The 16892-nt window shown below is 67.7% G+C and carries 16 protein-coding genes; 8 read left to right on the forward strand and 8 right to left on the reverse strand.

Translation table 11 applies throughout. The annotated features are described in order from the left end of the window. Positions 1-7: 7 nt before the first annotated feature. The 7 genes from KF892_19855 to KF892_19885 form a co-directional block, all read right to left on the reverse strand. Complete coding sequence (locus KF892_19855; GenBank protein MBX3627273.1) at positions 8-979, reverse strand: tripartite tricarboxylate transporter substrate binding protein; 972 nt, start codon at positions 977-979, stop codon at positions 8-10. Positions 980-1071: 92 nt separating this feature from the next. Beyond that, positions 1072-2163, reverse strand: coding sequence for a porin (locus tag KF892_19860; protein ID MBX3627274.1), 1092 nt, complete (start codon positions 2161-2163; stop codon positions 1072-1074). A gap of 205 nt (positions 2164-2368) precedes the next feature. After that, positions 2369-3379, reverse strand: coding sequence for a beta-propeller fold lactonase family protein (locus KF892_19865; GenBank protein MBX3627275.1), 1011 nt, complete (start codon positions 3377-3379; stop codon positions 2369-2371). A 7-nt stretch (positions 3380-3386) separates the two neighbouring features. Further along, positions 3387-4670: a TRAP transporter large permease gene (locus KF892_19870; protein ID MBX3627276.1), complete on the reverse strand. Its 1284-nt coding sequence runs from the start codon at positions 4668-4670 to the stop codon at positions 3387-3389. Then, positions 4661-5149, reverse strand: a complete 489-nt coding sequence (locus KF892_19875) for a TRAP transporter small permease (GenBank protein ID MBX3627277.1) — start codon at positions 5147-5149, stop codon at positions 4661-4663. Before KF892_19875 ends, KF892_19870 begins: the two co-directional genes overlap by 10 nt. A gap of 51 nt (positions 5150-5200) precedes the next feature. After that, a complete protein-coding gene (locus KF892_19880) occupies positions 5201-6169 on the reverse strand; it encodes a TRAP transporter substrate-binding protein (protein MBX3627278.1) in 969 nt (322 codons plus the stop codon). 29 nt (positions 6170-6198) lie between these two features. Beyond that, entirely contained in the window at positions 6199-7017 is an 819-nt protein-coding gene (locus KF892_19885; protein ID MBX3627279.1) for an NAD(P)-dependent oxidoreductase, read from the reverse strand. A gap of 285 nt (positions 7018-7302) precedes the next feature. Here KF892_19885 and KF892_19890 point away from each other — a divergent pair, with 285 nt between their 5' ends. The 7 genes from KF892_19890 to KF892_19920 all read left to right on the forward strand — a co-directional run bounded on the left by KF892_19890 (position 7303) and on the right by KF892_19920 (position 14955). After that, positions 7303-9144 (forward strand): pectate lyase, encoded by a 1842-nt coding sequence (locus tag KF892_19890; GenBank protein ID MBX3627280.1) that lies wholly within the window; start codon positions 7303-7305, stop codon positions 9142-9144. Between the two features lie 85 nt (positions 9145-9229). Beyond that, positions 9230-9970, forward strand: a complete 741-nt coding sequence (locus KF892_19895; GenBank protein MBX3627281.1) for a FadR family transcriptional regulator — start codon at positions 9230-9232, stop codon at positions 9968-9970. 141 nt (positions 9971-10111) lie between these two features. After that, positions 10112-11065 (forward strand): tripartite tricarboxylate transporter substrate binding protein, encoded by a 954-nt coding sequence (locus KF892_19900; protein ID MBX3627282.1) that lies wholly within the window; start codon positions 10112-10114, stop codon positions 11063-11065. A 37-nt stretch (positions 11066-11102) separates the two neighbouring features. Further along, the gene (locus tag KF892_19905) at positions 11103-11897 is read left to right on the forward strand and encodes a 2,4-dihydroxyhept-2-ene-1,7-dioic acid aldolase (GenBank protein ID MBX3627283.1); all 795 of its coding nucleotides are present in this window, start codon (positions 11103-11105) and stop codon (positions 11895-11897) included. Positions 11898-11918: 21 nt separating this feature from the next. Continuing rightward, entirely contained in the window at positions 11919-12803 is an 885-nt protein-coding gene (locus KF892_19910; GenBank protein MBX3627284.1) for a 2-hydroxy-3-oxopropionate reductase, read from the forward strand. 19 nt (positions 12804-12822) lie between these two features. Beyond that, positions 12823-14112 (forward strand): glycerate kinase, encoded by a 1290-nt coding sequence (locus KF892_19915; GenBank protein ID MBX3627285.1) that lies wholly within the window; start codon positions 12823-12825, stop codon positions 14110-14112. A gap of 297 nt (positions 14113-14409) precedes the next feature. Next, the gene (locus tag KF892_19920) at positions 14410-14955 is read left to right on the forward strand and encodes a hypothetical protein (protein MBX3627286.1); all 546 of its coding nucleotides are present in this window, start codon (positions 14410-14412) and stop codon (positions 14953-14955) included. 16 nt (positions 14956-14971) lie between these two features. Here the strand turns inward: KF892_19920 and KF892_19925 are convergent, their stop codons facing one another. Beyond that, positions 14972-15628, reverse strand: coding sequence for a hypothetical protein (locus KF892_19925; protein MBX3627287.1), 657 nt, complete (start codon positions 15626-15628; stop codon positions 14972-14974). Between the two features lie 260 nt (positions 15629-15888). Between KF892_19925 and KF892_19930 the strand changes: the two genes are divergently transcribed. Further along, the gene (locus tag KF892_19930) at positions 15889-16887 is read left to right on the forward strand and encodes an alpha/beta hydrolase (protein ID MBX3627288.1); all 999 of its coding nucleotides are present in this window, start codon (positions 15889-15891) and stop codon (positions 16885-16887) included. Positions 16888-16892: the final 5 nt, after the last annotated feature.

The following is a 16892-nucleotide window of genomic DNA, read 5'->3' on the forward strand; positions in this document are numbered from 1 at the left end:
GAGGGTCTCAATCCAGCTTGACCTTGCCTTCCTTCGCGACGCGCGTCCATTTGGCGATTTCGGCCTTGCTGAACGCGGTGAACTCCGCGGGCGTGTTGGCCGTGTGCACGAGGCCCAGGCCGTCGAGCCGCGCCTTCACATCGGGCATCGAGAGGATCTTCTCGATCTCGCTGTTGAGCTTGTTGACGATGGCCGGCGGCGTGCCGGCGGGCGCGTAGAACGCCTGCCAGCTCGCCACGTCGAAACCGGCCACGCCCGCTTCCTGCAAGGTGGGCGTGTCGGGCAGCGCGGCGCTTCGTTTCGCCGAGGTCACGGCGAGCGCACGCACCTTGCCCGATTGGATGTGCGGCGCCGCCACCGTCACTGTCTCGAAGCTCATCGGCACCTGGCCGCCGATCACGTCTTGGATGGCCGGCGCGCTGCCCTTGTAGGGCACGTGCGTCACGTCAGCGCCCGCCAAGAGCTTGAAGAGCTCGCCCGACATGTGCTGCGAGCTGCCTTGGCCGGCCGAGGCGAAGCTCAGGCTGCCGGGTGACTTCTTCGCGGCGGCGATCACGTCGGCCACGGTCTTGTAGGGCTGCGTGGCACCGACCAGCAGCACGTTGGAGATGCTGCCGAGCAGGATGACCTGCGAGAAATCGCTCAGCGCGTTGTAGGGCATCTTGGGCTGCAGCGCCGGGTTGATGGCGTGGCTCGCGATGGTGCCCAGGAGCAGCGTGTAGCCGTCGGCGGGCGACTTGGCCACCGCGTCGGCGCCGATCACGCCGCCGGCGCCGGCCTTGTTTTCCACCAGCACGGTCTGCTTGAGCGAGGCCTGCAGCTTGTCGCCGATCAGGCGCGCGAGCACGTCGCTCGTGCCGCCGGCCGCGAAGGGCACGACGATGCGGATGGGCTTGGCGGGCCACGCGTCTTGCGCGAAGGCGAGCGGTGCGTGCAGCAGCGCGAGAGTCGAGGCGAGCAGCAGGTGGCGGCGGTGCATGAGAGTCTCCTTGCGAGTGTGGATCTGGGGCTTCGACAGGCTCAGCCCGAACGGTTTGAGTCCGTTCGCACTGAGCTTGTCGAAGTGCCGCATTACCAGGCCATGCGGATGCCCGCCTGGAAGACGCGGTTCTCGGCGATGTAGTCCTTCAGGTCACCCGTGGAGAACGATACGCCGGAGTAGAGGAACGTGCTCTTCGACAGGGTGTACCAGCCCATCAGCGCAGCCTTGCCCAGCGTGGCGTTGGCCCCGGCGGCGTTTTCGTATTTCACGCCCGAGTAGTTGGCACCGAAAGTGAATCGGTCGACCGGCACCTGCACGCCGATGCTGTAGCCGTTGATCTCGTCGGCGGTGAAGCTCGGGCCGGCGTAGGTGACGATCAGGTTGTTGCCGGTGAAGGCGCCGTTGCCGGCGCCGAGCGCCAGGTCCTGGTTCATCTGGATGCCGCCGAGCAGCTTCACCGGGCCGAAGTTGTAGTTGGCGCCGAAGGTGAAGGACTTGTTGGTGTCTTCGCCAGTCGTGCGCGACTTGTTCCACTCGTAGGAGGCGGCGATGTTGAACGGGCCGCTGCCGAAGCCGAGCTTCACGCCGTGGAAGCGGTCGGCCGTGCCTTCGCCCGGCGCCAGCTGCAGCGTGCCGGTGAAGCCGCCGAGGTTGGGTGTGGCGAGCTGGATCACGTTGTTGGCGCGCGGTGCGTTCAGCCAGAAGGGCAGGTTGCGGCCGGCGTTGGTGCTGGCGGTGCCCTGGTTGGCCACCGAGGCATTGCCATACGGGTTGGTGAGGCCCATCACCGAGTCGGAGAGGATGTACTGGCGGCCCATGCGCAGCTCGCCGAGCGAAGCCTGCGAGAGGCCGACGAACACCTGCCGGCCGAAGGCGAGGCCACCCTGGCCCAGCGTGCCGTTGTCGGCGCTGAGGCCGCTCTCCAGCACCGCGTTGGCCTTGAGTCCACCGCCCAGGTCTTCGCTCACCCGCACGCCCCAGCGTGAGCCGTTGAGGCCGTTGACGACGCCATCGTTCAACTTCCACACGTTGCCGGCGCCGGAGGCGCTGCCGGCCTTGTAGTGGTCGACGGCGAGGTCGACCAGGCCATAGAGCACGACGCTCGATTGCGCCTGCGCGCTGCCGCTGGCCAGCAGCGCCGCGGTGGCGAGCAGGCCGATCTTGAAGGTGGGTGTGTTCATCAGGAATCTCCTCGACATGGTGTTGTGAGCGGCCCGTGGGCATGTTTTTGGGCAAAGGTCTGCCCAGCCCGGGCGCTGGAGCCATCGCGCCCAGGGGGTGAAGAAAGCGAAGGGAGGGTGGCGCGGCGGTCAGCCGTGCCGGTTCAGCGCGCGTGCCGCTTGCGGTGCGAGTCGCGTGCGAGGGTGGTGCTTCACGGCCGTGACCTCAGGTGAACGACAGGGCTTCGACCCAGTTGGGGTTGCGGCCGGCGGCATGCTCGGCCGTGAGGGTGAGCGCGCCGGTCGCGGGGTCGATCCGGTACACGCTCAGGCGATGCGACACCTGGCCCGCCGCGATGAGGAAGCGGCCCGAAGGCGTGATGGCAAAACCGCGCGGCTGGGCCTGGGTGGTGGTGTGGCCGAGCAGCGTGAGGCCGCCGCTCGTGGCGTCGACCGCGAAAGCGGCGAGGGTGGATGAACGGCGCTCGCTGGTGAAGAGGAAACGCCCGTCGGGCGTGAAGCGCAGCTCGGCGGCCCAGGGCTCGCCGCTGAAGCCGGGCGGCAGCGTGCTGGCGGTGTGCAGCGGGTGGAGCGTGCCGCGCTCGCGGTCGAGCACCAGCACGTCGAGGCTCGCGTCGAGCTCGTTGAGCAGCATCACGAAGGGCGCGCGCGGGTGGAGCGCCAGATGGCGTGGGCCGGCCTCGGTGCGCATCGCAAGCGGGTAGGGCTCGTTGGGCGAGAGCGCGCCGGTGTCGGCATCGAAGCGGAACTGCAGGATGTGCCCGCCGCCGAGCGAGGTGGCGAGCACGTGGCGATTGCCCGGCAGCACGCGGATGCAGTGTGCCTTGGGAGCGGTGGGGATCTGCTGCGTGGACGGCCGCGGCTTGCCATCGGCACCGATCGGGCTCACCGCGACGATGTTGCCGCCATAGGAGGCGCTGAAGAGCCAGCGGCCGGTCTCGTCGGTCGACAGGTAGGCCATGCTGTCGGGCAGCGGCGCTTCGGCGAGTTTCGTGAGGCGACCGCTCTGGGGGTCGATGCCGAAGGCCACGGCCGCGAGCGGCTCGCTGCGCCGTGCAGCGTAGAGGAAGCGCTGGTCGGGGCTGATGGCGATGGGCATCACCATGCCGCTGACCTCAGCCGTCTGCAGCGTGGTCAGCGTGCCGGCGCTCTCATCGAGCGACAACACCGAGATGTCGCCGCTGTCGGCATTGCTCACATAGACGACGGTGCCCACATGCGCCTCACTTCAGGATCAGGTTGGGCAGCCACATCGCGAAGCCCGGCACGTAGGTCACGAGCATCAGCGCGAAGATCAGCGCGCCGTAGAAGGGCCAGATGGTCTTCATCACCGTGCCCACCGAGACCTCGCCGATGGTGCAGCCCACGAACTGCGTGGTGCCCACCGGCGGTGTGTTGAGGCCGAGCGCGCAGTTGATCAGCATCACGATGCCGAACTGCTCGGTCGTCATGCCGTACTGCTGGCAGATGGGCAGGAAGATCGGCGTGCAGATGAGGATCGTCGCCGCCATGTCGAGGAAGGTGCCCAGCACGAAGAGGATGATGTTCACCCACAGGAAGATCACCCAGGGCGAGCTCGTCATCGAGGCGAGTGCCTTGCCCGTCAGCTCGGCCACGCCGTAGAGGCCGATCAGGTAGCCGAACATCGAGCTGATGCCGATCAGCAGCAGCACGGTGCCGGTGGTCTTCACCGCTTTCGCGGCCGCCTTCAGGAACTGCTCGCGCGTGAGGCGCTTGTAGACGAGCGCCGCAAGGAAGAGCGCCCACACCACCGCGACCGACGCCGACTCGGTGGCGGTGAACGCGCCCGACAAGATGCCCGCGATGATGATCACGACCACCAGCAGGCCCGGCAGCGAGAGCGCGAACGACTGCCCGACGATGGCCCAGCCCGGGAACTTGCCCGCCGGGTAGCCGCGCTTCACGGCCACGAAGTAGGCCGCCGCGAGGTTGCAGACCGTGAGGATGATCGCCGGCACGATGCCCGCGAGGATGAGCGCGGCGATGCTCACCTTGCCGCTGGCCGCGAGCGTGAAGATGATGAGGTTGTGCGAGGTGGGCATCAGCGCGCCCACCAGCGACGCGTGCGTGGTCACGTTGACCGCGTAGTCGGCGTCGTAGCCTTCCTTCTTCATCTGCGGGATCAGCACTGCGCCCATCGCCGACACGTCGGCCACTGGCGAGCCCGACACGCCGCCGAAGAGCGTGCAGGCGAGCACGTTGCTCATGCCGAGGCCGCCACGCACGTGGCCCGCCACGGCTTTCGCGAAGTCGATGATCTTGTCGGCGATGCCGCCGTACATCATGATTTCGCCGGCGAAGATGAAGAACGGGATCGCGAGGAACGAGAACGGGTTCATCCCCGAGATCATTTGCTGGAAGCCGACCGCGAGCGGCAGGCCTTCGTACAGGATGGTCGCGAGCGACGAGAGCCCGATGGAGAACGCCACCGGCACGCCGAGCAGCAGCAGCACCAGGAAGCTCACGCAGAGGATGGTCAGTGCCATGACGGGACCACCTCTTCACCACGCACCAGCGCAATGATGTGCTCGACAGAGAACATCGCCACCAGCACACCCGCCACCGCGGGCGGGGCGTACTTGAAGGCTTCGGAGACACCGAGCGTCGGGATCTTGTAGCCCGACACGCTCTCGGCGAGCAGCCCGCAGTTCCAGGCCATCAAGAGCCCGAAGACCAACACCAGCACGTGGATCAGGAGTTCCATCTTGAGCCGCAGCCACTCGGGGGCGAGCGCGAGAAAACTCTCCAGCCCGATGTGCCCCGCGTCGCGCACACCCACCGCCATGCCGAGCATGGTCACGTAGAGCACCAGCAGCACGGCCGAGCTTTCGGCCCAGGTGGGGGTGTCGTTGAAGATGTAGCGGCCGATCACCTGGTAGAGCACGGCGATGATCAGCAGCACGAGGCCGGCCACGCCCAGGCGCAGGCACAGCCGCGCGATGGCGGCGCAGAGGCGGGTGTACATGGAGAGGGACTTCTTCTCGTCTCGGGTCGGGTCAGAGGGGTGTGGTGAGGCTTACTTGACCTCGCCGATGCGCTTGACCATCGCCTGCAGCTTCGGGTCGGTGAGGAACTTGTCGTACACCGGCTTCATGGCCGACTGGAACGAGGCCTTGTCCACTTCGATGATCTCGGCGCCACCGGCCTTCACCGTGGCGAGCGACTTGGCTTCGCGCTCGTCCCAGAGCTTGCGCATGTAGACCACCGACTCCTTGGCCGCGTCGCGGATGATCTTCTGCTCGTTGGGCGGCAGGGTGTCCCACACACGCTTGGAGAAGAGCAGGATCTCCGGGGCCATCGAGTGCTCGGTTTTGTTGAAGTACTTGGCGACTTCGAAGTGGCGGCTGCTCTCGTAGCTGGGGTAGTTGTTTTCCGCCGCGTCGACCAGGCCGGTCTTGAGCGCGGTGTAGACCTCGCCGAAAGGCATCGGCGTGGCGTTGGCGCCCATCGCGCCCATCAGCGCCACCCACAGGTCGCTCTGCTGCACGCGGATCTTCATGCCCTTGGTGTCGGCGATGCTCTTGACTGGCTTCTTCACCGAGTAGATCGAGCGCGAGCCCGAGTCGTAGAAGGCGAGGCCGATGAAGCCTTGTGCTTCGCAGTCCTTCAGGATCTCGTCGCCGATGGCGCCGTCGAGCACCTTGCGCATGTGCTCGGTGGAGCGGAAGAGGAAGGGCATGGTCGGCACCATGGTGGCCGGGCAGATGTTGTTCATCGGCGCGACGTTCACGCGCGTCATCGCGAGCGCGCCGAGCTTGGTCTGCTCGATGGTGTCTTTCTCGGCGCCGAGGGCCGACTTGGCGAACACCTTCACGCTGTGCTTGCCGTTCGTCGCCTTGGCGATGGTCTCGCCCATGTGGCGCACGGCCAGCACGGTGGGGTAGTCCTCGGGGTGGATGTCGGAGGAGCGGAATTCGGTGGCCTGTGTGGCAAATGGCGCTGTGCCGAGGGCGAGCAAGGCGGCGAGGGCAATCAGTTTTTTCATGTCGTGTCTCCTGGTGGAATGGGTGGGGCTTATTCGAATGGGCCGGTGCGCGTGAACGCGCCGCCCTGGTAGATGACGGCGGGGTCGTTCAAGTCGAGCGTCGGGTGGCGCGCTTCGACGGCGGCGCGGAATGGTTCGGAGCTGTCCTGCGGGCGGTAGCCGATGTGCCGGGCGAGCGTGTTGTCCCACCAGGTGGTGGCGTTGTCGCTCATGCCGTAGATGATGGAATGGCCCACCACCGGCGCGGTGAGGCTCGCCATCACCAGGCGCTCGAGGTCGTCGTAGCTCATCCAGGTGGCCAGCATGCGGCGGTCTTTCGGCTCGGGGAATGAGGAGCCAATGCGCAGGCACACGGTCTCGATGCCGAAGCGGTCCCAGTAGTAGCGCGAGAGGTTCTCGCCGTAGGCCTTCGAGATGCCGTAGTGGCCATCGGGGCGCAGCGGGGCATGGGCGTCGATCACCTCGTCTTGCCGGTAGAAGCCGGTGACGTGGTTGCTGCTCGCGAAGACGATGCGCTTCACGCCCTGCTTGCGCGCGGCTTCGTAGAGGTTGTAGGTGCCGACGATGTTGGCCTGCAGGATCGCATCGAACGGCTGCTCGGTCGACACGCCGCCGAGGTGCACCACCGCATCCACCCCCGCCAGCAGCGCCAGCATGGCCTCGCGGTCTTCGAGTCTGGCGGGGCGCAGCTCTTCGCCAGCGGCGGCGTGGCCGAGATCGGCGATGTCGGACAGGCGCAGCGTGTCGCAATAAGCCTTCAGCCGGCCGCGCAGCTCGCGGCCCAGGCCGCCGGCCGCGCCGGTCATCAACAAGCGGGAGAAGCGCAGGGGCGTGACGGCAGCAGGCATGGCAACGGGCTCAGTCGGGCGTCAGAGAGGGCAGGGAAGCATCGAGGGCAAGGCAGTCGGCAGAACGCCAGACACGCCTCGGGCCGGTGTTGTAGGTTGTCGTACAACAGAGCGATCGTCGTTGATGGCCGGGTGGGCTCATAGCGGGCTAACCCTGATTCTTCGGGATGCCCTGGAGCGCGCAGGGGTCACCTCTTGGCGGCGAGTCGTGATGAAACGCACACTCCGCCGCTCAGTCATACGATGACTGATGACTCAGATCAAACTTCACAGAGGAGACAACCCATGCAACGAAGGATGTTCGTGATGTCCAGCCTGGCGCCGGTGGCGCTGACCGCCTGCGGCGGAGGCGAGGACGCCACCCAGACCGTGGCCACGACCGACGGCGAGCGCGCCGCGGCCCTGCAGGCGCCGGCCACCCCCACGCCGCCGGCCACCGGCACACGCGCCGCGGCGCTCGACGCGATGAAACGCGCCGCGAAGTTCATGAACGAGACCGTGTCGTACCGCGGCGGCTACGTGTGGCAGTACCTGCCCGACTTCTCGACCATCTGGGGCGAGATGGAGGCCAAGCGCACGATGTGCTGGATCCAACCTCCCGGCACGCCGACCGCGGGCCACGCCTTCCTCGACGCCTACCACGCCACCGGCTCGGAGTATTTCTACGACGCGGCCCACCGCACCGCGAAGGCACTCGTCGAAGCGCAACACCCGGCGGGCGGCTGGAACTACATCTACGACTTCGCCGGCGAACGCTCGCTGCGCCAGTGGTACACGACCATCGGCGCCAACGGTTGGCGGCTCGAGGAGTTCCAGCACTACTACGGCAACGCCACCTTCGACGATGCGGGCACGGCGGTGTCGTCGCAGTTCCTGCTGCGCATGTATTTGGAAAAGCGCGACCCGCGTTTCCTCGTGCCGGTGCTCAAGGCGATCAGCTTCGTGCTCTCGGCGCAGTTCAAGGGGGGCGTGGCCGATGGTGGCTGGCCGCAGCGCTGGCCGGTGAACCCGAACGCGATCTCGTCGATGCCGCGGCCCAACCCGCAGCAGCTGCCCGAGGGCTCGTGGGCCGGCATGGAAGACGGCGACTACACCACGATGGTCACCTTCAACGACGACGTGGCCGGCGAGAACATCAAGTTCCTGCTGATGTGCGTGGTGGGCCTGGGCGCGACGCACCTGGTGCCTTACATCCACCGCGCGATGGAGTGCCTGCGCCGCCTGCAGCAGCCCGGCCCGCAAGCCGGCTGGGGCCTGCAGCACCTGGCGACCGACCGCAACGGCCGGCCGGCCGGCGCCCCCGCGGCGGCCCGCAGCTACGAGCCGCGCGGCCTGGCCACGCACACCACGCAGACCAACGTGCAGCAGCTCTTCAACTACTTCCGCCTCACCGGCGACCGCAAGTACCTGGCACGCGTGCCCGAAGCGCTCGACTGGCTGGAGACCTGCAAGCTCACGCCGCAGCAGATCGCCGACAACCCGCTGCTGGCCGGCCGCACGCACCCGACTTACATCGAGCTCGGCACCAACGTCGGCCGCTTCGTGCACCGCTACGGCTCCAACATCTGGAACGGCGCGTACTACTTCAACCACGACCACCGCAACACGCTGAGCCACTACTCGCAAGGCCGCAACATCAACATCACCGGCATGCGCGCGACCTACGAGCAGCTCAACTCGATGACCGATGCGCAAGTGGCCGAGCTGGTTGCACGTTCACCGCTCAACACGAAGAAGCCGCGCGCGCTGCCCAAGTACTTCTCCATCCGCGAGGTCGACTTCCCCGACCTCTACGAGGGCGCGGTCATGACCACCCCCACGGTGACCGAAGCGCAGGCGCAGGCGGTGGTCGACGACCTCGGCAGCAAGAACCACTGGCTCACACGGCTGCCGCAGGTCACCAACGCCTACAAGGGCAACGGCCCGGCCACGCCGCACCTCGGCAACGAGTACATGAGCAAGCACGTGGGCGACGTGTACGACACCTCGCCCTACGACGCGGCCGACCCGCCGCGCATCGACCCCTATGTGGTGAAAGAGCAGCCGCTGGGCATCTCCACCGCGAACTGGGTGTCGAACATGGGGCGGCTGATTGCCTTCGTGTCGCCGGTGACGGCCTCGGCGTGATGGCGTTCTGAGGGTCCGGCCCGGCACCACCGCGTGCCGGGCCGCGCTACATTTCTGTCGTCATACAACCAGCTCCGCCTTCCGAATGAACCTGCCCGCCGCGGCCAGCAAGCGATCCAAACCCCGCAACCTGGCGATGGATCTTGTCGACGCCTTGACCGAGCAGGTGCGCGCGGGTGCGCTCGAGATCGGCGCCAAGCTGCCGACCGAGGCGGCCATCATGGAAGCCTTCGGCGTGAGCCGCACCGTGGTGCGCGAGGCCTTGTCGAAGCTGCAGGCCTCGGGCGTGGTGCAGACCCGCCACGGCATCGGCACCTTCGTGGTCGGCCTCGGCGATGCGAGCGCCTTCCGCATCGGACCCGAGCAGCTCGCCACGCTGCGCGACGTGATCTCGGTGCTGGAGCTGCGCATCGGCGTGGAGACCGAAGCGGCGGCGCTCGCCGCCCAGCGCCGCACCGAAGAGAACCTCGTGGTCATGCGCCAGGCGCTCGACGAGTTCGGCGCCGCGGTGGAGGCGGGGCGCGATGCGGTCGCGGCCGACTTCACCTTCCACTCCGAGCTGGCGAAGGCGACGCAGAACCCGCGCTATGCCGACCTGATCGGCGCGCTCGGCATCACCGCCATCCCGCGCGTGCGCCTGCAGCCCGAACGCTCCGAAGAGGCCGAGCGGCTGGAATACCTGCGGCGCGTGCACCGCGAGCACGAGAGCATCTACGAGGCCATCGCCACGCAAGACGCCGAAGCGGCACGTGCCGCGATGCGCACCCACCTGACCAACAGCCGCGAGCGCCGCCGCCGCGCTGCGGCGATGGCCGCCAACGGCTGAAGCGCGCCGGCCCGGCGCGGGTCGGGCGATCTGCGCACGCCTGCCGGGCCTTGTGGGCACTACGCATTGCGACAAACCGACCCTAGTTGTACGATGACATACAACAAAGGCGGACTTGCCGCCCATCCGAAGGAGACGTCCATGCTCAAGCCCCTCTTGGCCGCCGCGTTGCTCGCGGCCTCGTCCGCTGGCGCACTCGCGCAGGCCTGGCCCGACAAGCCGCTGCGCATCGTGGTGCCCTACCCGCCCGGCGGCTCGTCCGACATCATTGCCCGCGCCATCAGCCAGCCGCTGTCGGACGCGCTCAAGCAGACGGTGATCGTGGAAAACAAGCCCGGCGCCAACGGCAACACCGGCACCGACTTCGTCGCCAAGAGCACCGATGGCCACACGCTGCTGCTGTGCGACGTGGGCGCGCTGGCGATCTCGCCCTCGGTCTACCTGAAGCTGCCCTTCGACCCGTCGAAAGACCTGAAGGGCGTGAGCATGCTGGCCTATTCGCCGCACCTGCTGGTGGTGAACCCGTCGGTGAAGGCGGGCAACCTCAAGGAGCTGGTTGCGCTGTCGCAGAAGGAGAAGATCGACTTCGCCGTCACCGCGATGGGCAGCGCCCCGCACCTCGCCGGCGTGGCCGTCGAGAAGGCGACCCAGGCCAAGTGGGAGTACATCCCGTACAAGGGCGGCTCGCAGGCCGTGGCCGACACCGTGGCCGGCCAGACGCACGTGGTGATGAACGGCATGCTGGCCACGCTGCCCTTCGTGCAGTCGGGCAAGCTGAAGGTGCTGGGCGTGTCGAAGAAGACGCGCGTGCCGCTGCTGCCCAACGTGCCGACGATTGCCGAGCAGGGCGTTGCGGGCTTCGAGTCGGGCACCTGGCAAGGCGTGCTGATGCCGGCGTCCACGCCACCCGCGGTGGTATCGCGCGTGGCCACCGAGTTGGCGCGCATCATCCAGTCGCCCGAGATCCAGCAGCGCCTCGCCTCGCAAGGCGCCGAAGTGGCGGTGATCGCCCCGGCCGACTTCGGCCCCTTCTTCGAGCGCGAGCGCGCCAAATGGGCCAAGGTGGTGGCCGAGGGCAAGGTCACGATCGACTGATCACCACGACGAACACAGAGACAACACAAGGACACCCATGAGAAAGAACCGCCTGCGCACGATGTGGAAGGCCGGTGAAGCGGCCGTCAACGGCTGGCTCGCCATCCCCAACAGCTTCTCCGCCGAGACCATGGCCCACCAGGGCTGGGACACGCTCACCATCGACCTGCAGCACGGCGTGGTCGACTACCAGGCGATGGTCGGCATGCTGCAAGCCATCTCCACCACGCCCACCGTGCCGGTGGTGCGCGTGCCCTGGCTGGAGCCGGGCATCCTGATGAAGACGCTCGATGCGGGCGCCTACGGCGTGATCTGCCCGATGGTGAGCACGCGCGAAGACGCGCAGAAGCTCGTGGCCTACACCAGCTATGCACCCAAGGGCACGCGCAGCTTCGGGCCGATCCGCGCGCTGCTGTACGGCGGCGCCGACTACCCGCAGCACGCCAACGACACCATCGTGCGCTTCGCGATGATCGAAACGGCTCAGGCGCTCGACAACCTCGACGACATCCTGAGCGTGGAAGGTCTCGACGCGATCTACATCGGCCCGTCGGACCTGTCGCTCGCGCTCGGCTGCAAGCCCACCTTCGACGAGGTCGACCCGAAGGCCGCGCAGGCCATCGACCACATCCTCGCGCGGGCCAAGCACCACGGCGTCGTCGCCGGCATCCACAACGGCGGGCCCGAGGCGGCGCTGGCGCGCATTGCCAAGGGTTTCCAGTTCGTGACGGTGGGCTCCGATGCACGGCTGATGGCGGCCGGCGCGCAAGCCGTGGTCGGCAAGATGAAGGCGGGCCGCACGGCTGGCGATGCCGGCTCGGGCTCCTACTGATTTCGATTCGAGGACATCACCATGAAGGTTGGATTCATCGGCCTGGGCATCATGGGCGCGCCCATGTGCGGCCACCTCATCGCGGCGGGCCACGAGCTTTTCGTGCACACGCGCAGCAAGGCGCCGGCCGGGATCGCCGAGAAAGCGATCAGCTGCCCCGATGCGGCGACCGTCGCGCAATCGGCCGAGGTCGTGATCCTGATGCTGCCCGACACGCCCGACGTGGCGAAGGTGCTCTTCGGTGAGAAGGGCGTGGCGGCGGGCCTGTCCAAGGGCAAGGTCGTGGTCGACATGAGTTCGATCTCGCCGATGGACACGAAGGAGTTCGCCAAGAAGATCGAAGCGCTCGGCTGCGACTACGTCGACGCGCCGGTCTCGGGAGGCGAAGTCGGCGCCAAGGCCGCCTCGCTCACCATCATGTGCGGCGGCAAGGAAAGCGCCTTCGAACGTGTGAAGCCGCTCTTCGAGAAGATGGGCAAGAACATCACGCTGGTGGGCGGCGTGGGCGACGGCCAGACCACCAAGGTCGCCAACCAGATCATCGTCGCGCTCAACATCGCGGCCGTGAGCGAAGCGCTCGTCTTCGCGAGCAAGGCCGGCGCCGACCCGGCCAAGGTGCGCCAGGCGCTGATGGGCGGCTTTGCCGCCAGCCGCATCCTCGAAGTGCATGGCGAGCGCATGATCAAGCGCACCTTCAACCCGGGCTTTCGCATCGGGCTGCACCTGAAGGATTTGAACCTCGCGCTGCAGGGTGCCCGCACGCTGGGCGTGTCGCTGCCGCAGACGGCCGGCGCCGCGCAGCTGATGCAGGCCGTGGCCGCCCACGGCGGCGGCGAGCTCGACCACTCGGCGCTCGTGAAGGCGCTGGAGCTGATGGCCGATCACCCGGTGATGCCCGACGCTTGATGAGGTTCAGAATCGCCGCATGAGCCTCGACCCCCGCGCGTTCCTCCGCTCGCTCTTCGACGCGGCCATCGCCGCGGCGCAGCCTGAGCGGGTGATCGCGTCGCACCTGCCGCCACCGCCGAAAGGCCGCACGGTGGTGATCGGGGCGGGCAAGGCGGGTGGTGCGATGGCCGCGGCGGTCGACGCGCTGTGGCCGGCTGACAAACCCATGTCGGGCCTCGTCGTCACCCGCTACGACCATGTGCCGCCGGCCTACAAGGCGCAGCCCGGGCGCATCGAGGTGGTCGAGGCCGCGCACCCGGTGCCCGATGAAGCAGGGGCGCAGGCGGCACGCCGCATCGCCGCGCTCACGCAGGGTCTCACGGCCGACGACCTGGTGCTGTGCCTCATCTCCGGCGGCGGCTCGGCGCTGCTCAGCATGCCGGCCGAGGGGCTGACGCTCGAAGACAAGCAGCGCATCAACCAGGCCCTGCTCAAGAGCGGCGCCAACATCACCGAGATGAACTGCGTGCGCAAGCACCTGTCGGCGATCAAGGGCGGGCGCCTCGCCGCCATGTGCGCGCCGGCGCAGGTGGTCACGCTGCTCATCTCCGACGTACCCGGCGACGACCCGAGCGTGATCGCGAGTGGCCCCACGGTGGCCGACCCCAGTACCTGCCGCGAGGCGCTCGGCATCCTGCAGCGATATCGCATTGACGTGCCGCCCGCGGCGGCGGCCGGCCTGCGCACCGGCGCGTTCGAAACCCCCAAGCCCGGCGATGAGCGGCTCGCGCGCAACACGCTGGCGATGATCGCCACGCCGCAGGCCAGCCTGCACGCCGCGGCGCAGGCTGCCCGCGCGGCCGGCGTTGCCGCGCATGTGCTGAGCGACGAGATCGAGGGCGAATCGCGCGAGGTCGGCAAGGTGCATGCCGCACTCGCCCGCGCGGTGGCGCGGCGAAACGAGCCCTTCGCCAAACCCTGCGTCATCCTGAGTGGCGGCGAGACCACCGTCACGGTGAGCAAGAACGCCCGCGGCCGGGGCGGCCGGGCCACCGAGTTCCTGCTCGGCTGCGCGGTTGCGCTGCAGGGCGAGCCCGGCGTGTGGGTGCTCGCGGGCGACACCGACGGCATCGATGGCGTGGAAAGCAATGCCGGCGCGATCGTCACGCCCGACACGCTGGCGCGGGCGATGGCGCTCGGCCGCAAGCCCGACGAATACCTCGCCTCGCACGATGCGTGGAGCTTCTTCTCCGGCCTGGACGACCTGGTGGTGACGGGCCCGACCTACACCAACGTCAACGACTTCCGCGCGCTGCTGATCCTCTAGTCGGCGCGTGTTTGCAATCGGTCACAAAACCGTTGTGCGCATGTCGATCTCAGTGAACCCAGGCCGCGTTGCGCACTCCATAGCGGGTAGGGTCTTGTGATCGTTGCCCGTGGCTGCCTCGTGGAATGAGTGTGGTCACTAGCGTTGGTCTCGCCGGTGTCGCGTGCGGCAAACGGCGTGCGCAGGCAATGACCCACACATGGCAGGGCATTTGATCGGATCGGTGCTGCCAAGGGCTGCGGCCCTCCCTACACTAGCCAGCGCAGGGAGGTTCACCTAAGAAGCATTTGGAACCTCATGAAAACCAGAGACGTCGTTATCTTTTCGGGCAAGCGCTTCAAAGTGCCCCAGGGCATTCAGCGCATCGATCACCGCGCCACCCACGGCTGGCAACTCCGCTACGGCGGCACCAAGCTCTTCTCAGACGGCACCACCGATGGCAGCGGCGCTGCGGCATCGCTGAAAGCGGCCACCGAGGAGTTGCTCAAGCGCATTGCCAAGCTGCCCGCCCCGTCGAGGCTGCAACGCAAACCGAGCGAAAACAAGACCACCGACCTGCCCGTGGGCATCTCCGGGCCCATCGTGCGGCAACGCCCCGGGGCCAAGGTGCGCGAGTGCAACCTGTCGGTGTCCTTGCCGCGCTACGGCATGGTGCCGCGTCGCAGCACGATCTACATCGGCAACGAGAACACCTACACCGTGCAGCGGTTCGAAGATGCGTTGGCGCGTGCGATCAAGCTGCGTGAAGACGCCGAAGCCACGTATCGCCGCGACGCCACGCGGGCCAAGCGGGCCGACGCCCAGCGGTTGGCGGAGAAGCAGCGCCCACGCCGTTCGGCCTGAGCGAGACCTTCGCAGCTCAGCCCGTGCCGGGCTGCTGCGAGTCTTCGAAACTGGCGCGATAGCCACCGAGCGGCGCGTGGTCGCTCAGGCGTGCCTTCATGGAGTCGATCCAGTCGGGCGGCGTCTGGGGTTCGTCGCGCGCGGCCACCCGCAGCGCCGCGAGGATGCCGGCCGCCGCCAGCAGGTACAGCACCAGCGCGGGCAGCAGCACCTCGGCCATCGAGCGGCTGTGGTTCCAGCTGCGCGCCACGCCGAGGAAGGCGCAGTACAGCCAGAGTGTGTTCGACAGGGCCACCGGCAGCGCCACGCTGAGGTGGTCGCGCCACGTCCAGACCGACACACGGTGCGGCCTGGCCAGGCGCGGGAAGGTGATGCGATGCAGCACGAAGGCATTCACGCACAGCAGCGCCACCAGCAGCATCTTGGCCTGCAGCTTCGGGTTGTCGAAATAGGTGGGTGAGGCCTGGAGGTTCAGCAGGATCGTGCCCGCCCCCGACACGCACAGCACGATGAGCGCGATGGCGATCACCTGCCGCTCGAAACGCCGCGGTGGCCGGATGATGCAGCGGTAGCGCGCCATCTTCGCGAGCAGGCGAAGGTCGGTCGTGAGGATGAGCCCGAGCGCCAGGCAGGTGGCCATCAGGTGTGCATAGCTGAGCAGCAGTTTGTCCATGTGCCTGAAAAGTGCATGCTTGTGCAGATTGGAGTATCCAGCGCACCGAGCTGGGGGTGGAGAGGGCTTACACGGTCTCTCCGGCGGAACGTCAAGCACATGTCATTCCTCTTGTGGCGGGCTCGCAGTTCGCATAGAAACGAGCGCTTTCGATAAAAAGCGAAAAGCAGGCAAGCGCGCATCGCGCGCAAATGCTTTCGTTTTGGCTGCGTTCCCACACTCATGCGCCGCAGAGGCCGTCCACCACAGGAGACATCCCGATGATTCATTCCCGCCGCCACCACCTCATCGCCCTGGCCAGCCTCGGCGCGCTCGGCCTGCCCGGCTGCGGCACGCTCGGCCCGGCCCCCGCGCCGACCTTCACTTTGCCGATGGCCGATGGCACGCCGCTCTTCGTGCGCCGCTGGCTGGCGGTGAGCGGCACGCCCAAGGGGGTGGTGCAGGTCATCCACGGTGCGGCCGAGCACAGTGCCCGCTACGACCGCTTCGCGAAGCACCTCAACCGCGAGGGCTGGCTGGTCTACGCCGACGACCACCGCGGCCATGCCAACACCCGCGTGCGCACCAAGGCGCTGGGCGACGCCGGCCCCGACGCGTGGAACAAGTTCGTCACCGACGAGAAGGCCCTTACCGACCACATCAAGCAGCAGCACCCGGGGCTGAAGGTCTTCCTGCTCGGCCACAGCATGGGCTCGTTCATCGCGCAGGACTACGTGCAGCGCTACGGCAACGCCGTGGCCGGCGTGGTGCTCTCGGGCAGCAACGGTGTGCTGGCGAACGCCGACCAGACGGTGGCCGCGGTGCGCGACTTGGCGAAGAAAGACCCGCTCGGCCCCTCGCCGGTGTTCGCCTCGGTGTTCGAGTCGTTCAACAAGCCCTTCACCGGCAAGGCCGGCTTCGAGTGGCTGAGCCGCGACGCGGCTGAGGTCAAGAAATACACCGACGACCCGACCTGCGGCTTCCCGTTCAGCAACGAGCTCGTCGCCGACTTCTTCACCGGCCTGCGTGACCTCTGGAACCCGGCCAACGAAGCGCGCATCCCGAAGGGCATGCCGATCTACGTGGTCTCGGGCGACCAGGACCCGGTCAGCGGCAACACCGCCGGCCTCAAGATCCTCCTGGCCAACTACCAGCGCTACGGCCTCACCGACGTGCAGCACAAGTTCTACCCCGGCGCGCGGCACGAGATCCTGAACGAGACCAACCGCGAGGAGGTCGAGCGCGACATCATCGCGTGGCTCAACGCCAAACGAGGCTGAGCCGC

Source organism: Rhizobacter sp., from assembly GCA_019635355.1.
GTDB lineage: Bacteria > Pseudomonadota > Gammaproteobacteria > Burkholderiales > Burkholderiaceae_C > Rhizobacter.